The 7,341-nt window shown below is 40.4% G+C and carries 3 protein-coding genes; 1 reads left to right on the top strand and 2 read right to left on the bottom strand.

What is annotated here, in order from left to right; all coding sequences use genetic code 11:
- The first annotated feature begins 83 nt into the window (after positions 1 to 83).
- A complete protein-coding gene (locus tag PLE33_09000; protein HPS61378.1) occupies positions 84 to 413 on the top strand; it encodes a hypothetical protein in 330 nt (109 codons plus the stop codon).
- Between the two features lies 1 nt (position 414).
- Here PLE33_09000 and PLE33_08995 read toward each other — a convergent pair whose 3' ends face one another.
- A complete protein-coding gene (locus PLE33_08995; GenBank protein ID HPS61377.1) occupies positions 415 to 993 on the bottom strand; it encodes a transposase in 579 nt (192 codons plus the stop codon).
- 1,127 nt (positions 994 to 2,120) lie between these two features.
- Positions 2,121 to 7,244 carry a choice-of-anchor J domain-containing protein gene (locus PLE33_08990; GenBank protein ID HPS61376.1) on the bottom strand — a complete coding sequence of 1,708 codons (5,124 nt, stop codon included), beginning with the start codon at positions 7,242 to 7,244 and terminating at the stop codon, positions 2,121 to 2,123.
- Between the last annotated feature and the right edge of the window lie 97 nt (positions 7,245 to 7,341).

Below are 7,341 nucleotides of genomic sequence, written 5' to 3'. Positions count from 1 at the left end.
ATTTTGGCCTGGTGGAGTTTTGACTCTAAACCGATTCTTCTGTGGTTTGCAACGAGATGCAGAGGTAACAGGAAATTTATTTTTTGTCCGATACTGTCAAAGCTGAAGCTCGGTTTAGAGTTAAAACAAAAATTCGCCTCGAAGTCACTATTTCTGAACAATTCCAATCCAACCCTGCTGATGTGAAAAAATACCTTCTTTCACGATGGTGGAATTTGAGGGGTTGGCGAAGCTCGGTTGGCAGTGTGCAGGGTTCTTGTTTTAACTCACAATTTTTTAATTCGGAAACAAGTTATAACTCGGTTGCAAATGAAGATGTTTGTGGGATGTGTGTACCTAGAGGGCAAGTGAAAATTGTGAGTCAAAACAAGCATCGGATTGTGGTTTCCGAGAGGGCACCGGCAAAATTGTAAGTCAAAACCAAATGCTATCCTTCTCAAATGCTCTTTGCATTGACTTTTTCCTTGCTATATCAATAACTTTCAATCTGTATTTTTCCGGATTTACGATATAATCCATCAAGAATTGTTCTGAATATAATTTCCCCTTGCGCATCCTAATATATTCCCTGAAATTGGAATATTCCCATTCTTCGGGAAAACCTACTAAACCTGCCTGAACAGGATTGGCATGAATATAGGCACAAGCATTGAAGAGATAATTTTCCGTTGGTGTTTCAATATGATGTAAGGGACTGCGAAATATCCTTCCTTTGAAGTTATATTTTTTATTGTAATAGCGTGCATATCTTTTGTGAGTTCTTTCCAGTAATGAACTAATTGCTTCAGGTGCATTTTGACGCAAAAGAAAATGAAAATGATTGGGCATAAGGCAATAGGCAATTACAGTTACATTGTAGTCCAATTCCTTTTTAAATAAGTAAAGATAGGTTTTATAATCACCAGGGTCATAATAAAGTTTTCTGCCATCAATAGAATGATTTACGATATGGAAATAAGTGTTGAGGGAACGATGAATCATTTTTGTGCGCATTCGGAAATCTCCTGTTTTTTATTAGATATGATAAATACTTTCGGGAAGAAAACAAATAAATTTTTGCATTTGCTCTCCCGGATGGAGTTTTGACGCGGTGAAGTTTTGACTCTAAACCGACCCTTTTGTAATTGCAACTATATGCAGACGCAACAGGAAATGTTATTCGTTGCCTTCAACTTTCAAAGCTGAAGCTCGGTTTAGAGTTAAAACAAAAATTCGCCCCGAAGTCACTATTTCTGAACAATTCCAATCCAACCCTGCTGATGTGAAAAAATACCTTCTTTCACGATGGTGGAATTTGAGGGGTTGGCGAAGCTCGGTTGACAGTGTGCAGGGTTCTTGTTTTTCCGGGACCGTGGAATTCGTGAGTTCGTTGTAGCTCGGTTGACAGTGTGCGGGTTCTTGTTTTAACTCACAATTTTTTAATTCGGAAACAAGTTATAACTCGGTTGCAAATGAAGATGTTTGTGGGATGTGGATACCTGGAGGGTAAGTGAAAATTGTGAGTCAAAACAAGCATCGGGGTGAGGTTTTGACTCTAAACCGACCCTTTTGTGATTGCAACTATATTTTGAGGCGGTGAAGTTTTGACTCTAAACCGACCCTTTTGTGGTTGGAACTATATGCAGACGCAACAGGAAATTTTGTTCACTGCCTTCTACTTTCAAAGCTGAAGCTCGGTTTAGAGTTAAAACAAAAATTCGCCTCGAAGTCACTATTTCTGAACAATTCCAATCCAACCCTGCTGATGTGAAAAAATACCTTCTTTCACGATGGTGGAATTTGAGGGGTTGGCGAAGCTCGGTTGACAGTGTGCGGGTTCTTGTTTTTTCGTGACCGTGGAATTCGTGAGTTTGTTGTAGCTCGGTTGACAGTGTGCAGGATTCTTGTTTTAACTCACAATTTTTTAATTCGGAAACAAGTTATAACTCGGTTGCCAATAAAGATGTTTGTGGGATGTGGATACCTGGATGACAAGTGAAAATTGTGAGTCAAAACGGTGCCCGGGGCAAAATTGTAAGTCAAAACAGAAAAGCCCCCGGTAAAAATACCGAGGGCTTATTTTCTAAAAAGAGTGCTTGGCGGTTAGCTACAAAAAACTAAACCGCAAAGCATATCTCCTTTTACTTTCTAAGTAGTTTTTCTATTTTAGCTTTGGAAGCTTTAACCGGTTGGATTGAAGAATGAGTAAGTCCGATCTGATTATTGTTTCCCAGAGCTAATCCATTTACATTGCGTACACCTTTAGCGGGAATATCTGTAGTAGCAGTGACCCGGAAAAACTTTTTGCTATCACTACCGGTATAGGTATAGGTTGTTCCAGTAGTTGTAGCTAATAAAGTCCATTGTGCGCTATAAGGATCAGATGCATTCCAAATATTATAGGCATTGGCTCCGCTAACAGCATTCCAACTGATCACAGGATTGCCTCCTACATTGGCTATGGTAGCAACTGGTGCAGCAATAGTAGCTGTACCGTTTGTAACATAAGCTCCTATACACCAGGAACCGGATGTAGATAAGGTATACAGAGTACCACTCATTTTCACGAAGGTAGTTCCGTAGTCGTATGTTTCATCAAACAGGAAATAATTTCCGGCAGGCATATCTTCATAAGCAATCATAAAGTAAGGCGTGGTAATATTAATATCATAACTGCTTAAATCAATTGTTTGATAGGTTTGAGCTGCGAAGGAAACAGGTATAGGAGTAATCAAGTCAACTATATCTGTTCCATCATAGCTATAGATATGCAGATTGGCAGTTACGGCATTGTATGATTCGCCATCCGTTCCCAATAGTTTCATAGGAATTCCTGTTCCGTAATAGGGGTTTTCATACAGCACTGTGGGACCGAAAGCTTGACTGGGGATACCAAGATAAACAGTACCACCGGTATCATACCAAATCCAGACAGGATTATTTACTGCAAAGCTGTAAGTATCAGTCGTTGCCATATTATTTAAACTATCCCATGCTTGAATATAATATTGTACAGTAGTTCCCAAGGGCTGAGCAGGAATATAGGCAGTATAGGCAGGTTCAGTTCCAGGAGTCATAGCAATAGGACCATTCCAAGTAGTTCCCGAATCTGTACTGTAATATACACTTGCTCCCCCGATAGGATTATTCCAATTGGGATCATCAGCTATTTCTGCATAAACAAGGTAATTGGTATCATTGCGAGGAGTATTAAGAATCGGCAAATGGGTAATAACAGGAGGGTATTCATCTACGAGCAACTCATAAATACTAACATCATCAATATACCAGTTATCAGCATCGTAACCCTGATAATTAAAGGCAAAATATACTGTCTGACCTGCATAAGGAGTAATATTGACTACAGCATTGGACCAGGCAGCCGCAACAGTAGTAGGAGCCCAAAGTTCCACCCAGTTAGGATCATTAGGATCATTAGTAGTATTTACCAATAAGCCGTTATAAACCATCCAACTGGGGTATACATTATAGTTCCACCAGGAGAGGACAAAATTACCTGTTTGAGGAACCTGTATTGCTGGCGTAATTAACCAACCATTCTGGCCATCGTCTACTGCTGTGCTGAAACTATGCACAAAGGAATTAGGGGAGGAATGGCTATAGGCAGTACTGGCTTGCCAATATGTTCCTGCACCATCAACATCAACCATAGTCCAATCGGTAGGCAGATTAAGAGAAGCATCAAAATTCTCTGTCCAGGGGAAAGTACTTATTGCTATAGGTGCTTGTCTGATTTCAAAGGAGTAAGGTGGTTCTACAACTGCACTGCCATCATCATTAATTGCTTCTACAGTCCAATACCAGCGATCCAGATAATTGAAGGTAATTCCACCCTCGGTTACAGGATTGAAATAGGTATTATTCGTTTCCCATCTGTAATCATCATAAATCAGAGTTTCATCTTGAGTCATATAGACAGCATAGTAATTGGGTACCCCACCGGTTGTGGCAGGCGTCCAGGTCAAATTAAAACCGGTTTGTGGAATTCCGGTAGCTCCATTGGTAGGATAAACAAGAGTTACAACTTCAGGTGGACCTGAAGGAACATAGAGATTGGGACCAGCAACATCATCTATAATTCTATAGTTACCACCGGTGTGAATACTCTTGAAAGCAATTATTACATTCTGACCGTTATAGGCACTTAAGTCAATAGATGCCATCTGCCATGTGGTCGTGAAGGTTAAGTAATCACCTGTCCACAAAGTAGTGGTGAAGTCCTCAGGAGCGTTACCCGTAGTAGAAAGCATTACATAGGTATATTCATCATCGTAATCCCAAGATGTCTCACTGCTATAATCCCGATACCAGAAAGTAAGTGTATTAGCACCATCTTCTATAGCAAGAGTAGGAGTCATCAGCCACCAGGTACCAGTTGAATAACCTGATTTTACTGATTTTGTTCCGGTATGAGCATAAGTAGTATAAATTTCCCAGGGAGCAGTTGCAGTTGCCCAACCCGTAGGCGGGAAAGTAGCACCTTCAAAACCCTGATAAAGAGCATGCTCACCTAAGGCATTCCCTGATAATGTAACATCATAGTTGGTAGCATTATAAACCATCCGCAAGGTAGCAGTATGATTGCCTATGGCAGTGGGATTATAACGAACAGGAATAGTTACCGATTGATTTGTACTTAATGCTGCAGGTAGATTTGCAGGATTAAAAGAAAACATTGAAGCATCTGCTCCAATTATATTTACATCTGCTACAGCAAGATTAAGCACTCCAGCACCGGTATTGGTAACAGTTACATTTTGATAAGCAGTGGGAGTATTGGCAAAGCCAGTTCCAAATGCTATACTGGTAGGGCTATAATTAAAGATCGGTGCAGCAGGGGTTTCACGCACTGTAACATTATCTACATATACATTGTTATCTCCGCCAGCAACAGTAGATTCACCGTAAAAAGCAAGATATTTAGTCCCTGAATAAGTATTCAAGCTTATGATATGATTTTCACCTGAAGGAGAAATATTATCATACACATAAGAAGATCCTGTGTTATTCCATTCTCCAAGAACAGTAGGATTGGTCATCATAGGGCTATCACTAATTAAGACGATGAATTTATCATCAGCTTGCGCTCCAGGTGTAGGAGATGTAGCTATTCCACTATAAGTAGTTAACGCCAGATCAAATTTAAGCTCGTAGCCAGCACCAGGAATTGCAATTGGTGGTGTTACCAACCAATATTTTGTAGAAGTATAATAGATATTAAGACGACCGGACATATTTTGCGGAGTAGTTACAACATTGGCAAAATCGTCATAAGTCCATCCACTGGTTGTAGTAACAGGTGTCTCTGAAGGATAAAGTCCGGTTAAGCGTGACCAATTAAGAGGTGGGAAGTTGGTAGTTGTACCGAAATTTTCAACCCATGGGAAGGTATAAATAGTGGGATCATAACATATAGCACTCAAATTAACAGTTGTTACGCCTCGGTTATCAGTAATAGTAACAGTGCCATTTTGAGTTCCAACTGCCGTAGGAGCATATTGAACGGTAAAGGTAGCAGTTTGACCAGCTGTAAGACCTGCGGGGGCAGGATTGGTAAGCAATGTATAATAATCTCCTTCTATAACTATAGAAGATACGCTAAGAGTGCCACCACCTGTATTACTAATCGTAAAGTCCTTAGTTTTAGTAGTATTAATTATGGTCTGTCCAAAATCCCAACTGGTAGGAGTACAGCTTATGATTGGAGCAGCAGGTATATCTTCAATTACTATATCATCCAAGCCCAAATCTGTCATATTACTTCCATAATTACTCATCCCTTTGAAACGGAGATAAACGGTATGGGAAGTGTATGCCTCTAAACTAAGCGTATTTTGATACCAGGCAAGAGTATTGGAAGTATTGGAATGGGTATAGAGAGTTGTCCAGGTTGCCTGGTTATCAGTAGAAATTTCTACGAAAAGAGGATTAGCATAGGTATCAGTTCCTATCCAATACCAGTAGGTTAATCTTTTGGCTGTGGCATCAAGAGCAATAGGAGCGGTAGTTAAATAATAGGGATTATATGAATTAGAAGCCAAATAGCAATATAACCAGCCAAAATATGTTCCTGAGTGAGGTGCTGCAGGACCATGAGAGGATGCACCTGTGCTTGCTGCCCAATGATAGGAAGCTCCGGTTGCACCCTCTGAAGCAATCCAATTAAGAGGTAAAGCACCACCATTTTCAAAGTTCCCCGCTGTATAAGGGAATGTAGAAATAGTTGGATTTGTTCTGGTTGTAAAACTTCTTACTGTGGCAGTAGTACCATTGCCTGCTCCGTTATACGCTAAGACCGTCCAGTAGTATGTTGTATTATATGCCAGAGAAGTAGTTAAAGTATAGGTAAGAGCATTCAGGTCTGCTTTCAGAGTTGTAGGTGGATTACTGGTATCACAGTAGAGTTTGTAGCCGGTAGGCACACCACCTGTAGTAGGCGCTGTCCAAGTAAATGTAGTGAATTCATTTACATTGGTTGCCAGGTCTGCCGGAGTGCTTAAAGTAGGAGCTCCGGGTGCCTCAGGAGTAATTTCCGGACCAATAACCAGGTCAACATAATAGGAGGTATAGGATTGGCCACCTGTTCTTACACCAAGATAGTAATTATTCCCGGTAAGAGAACTTAAGTCCACAACTTTATTATACCAGGTATAAGCTGCAGCATGAGTAATGCTGCTAAGCTGAGTCCAGGTAGTTCTATCCGGAGAATAGATAACTTCTATAGTACCACTTGTGCTGGAGCATAAGGTCCACAAACTCAAAGTGCTGGTACTGGTTATAGTAACTTTAGGTGTGGAAAGGATATATTTACTTGTATCAGAAGTATATTTATAAGCTGAAGCAACTCCCTGTTTATAATAACTTGTGGAGCGGCTCCAGGATCCGGGATTTGCCCAACCCGCTGGCGGAAATGATGTATTTTCAAAGCTCTCTGCTACTTGAGTTGTAGTTGGCGTTTTAAAACTCCAGGTAGGACAACCGGTTGCTTCTCCAATAAGATTTGCAGGTACAACTTTCCAATAGTATGTATTGCCAGCTGCTAAAGTTGGAGTATAAGTGAGAGCTGTTTGATTATCACTAACCAGAGGAGGGGTTGAAGATGTTCCGAAATATACATCATAAGATGAAGGAAATCCGCCACCACTATTCCAGGATAAAATATCTCCAATCATAGCCCAGGCATCATTTGCAGGGCTAACTAATACTGCTGGATTAGGTGCTGAGGTAGGATTAGATGTTGTCATATTTATCTGGATATTAGGTCTGGCAGTAGATAAACTCAAAGGAGGAGGATTTGAATAATCACTATTTCCTAAACGGCAACTATTAAATTGTGTAGTA

It is taken from the genome of Candidatus Cloacimonas sp., assembly GCA_035403355.1.
In the GTDB taxonomy this organism is placed as follows: Bacteria; Cloacimonadota; Cloacimonadia; order Cloacimonadales; family Cloacimonadaceae; genus Cloacimonas.
Note: the sequence above shows the minus strand (reverse complement) of the source record. Positions and strands in the feature narration are given on the sequence as shown.

What these genes read in the sequence shown, in the direction of transcription:
- PLE33_08990 (HPS61376.1), bottom strand. Translation starts at nt 7,244, where the DNA reads ATGACAACATCTAATCCTACCTCAGCACCTAATCCAGCAGTATTAGTT.
- PLE33_08995 (HPS61377.1), bottom strand. Translation starts at nt 993, where the DNA reads ATGCGCACAAAAATGATTCATCGTTCCCTCAACACTTATTTCCATATC.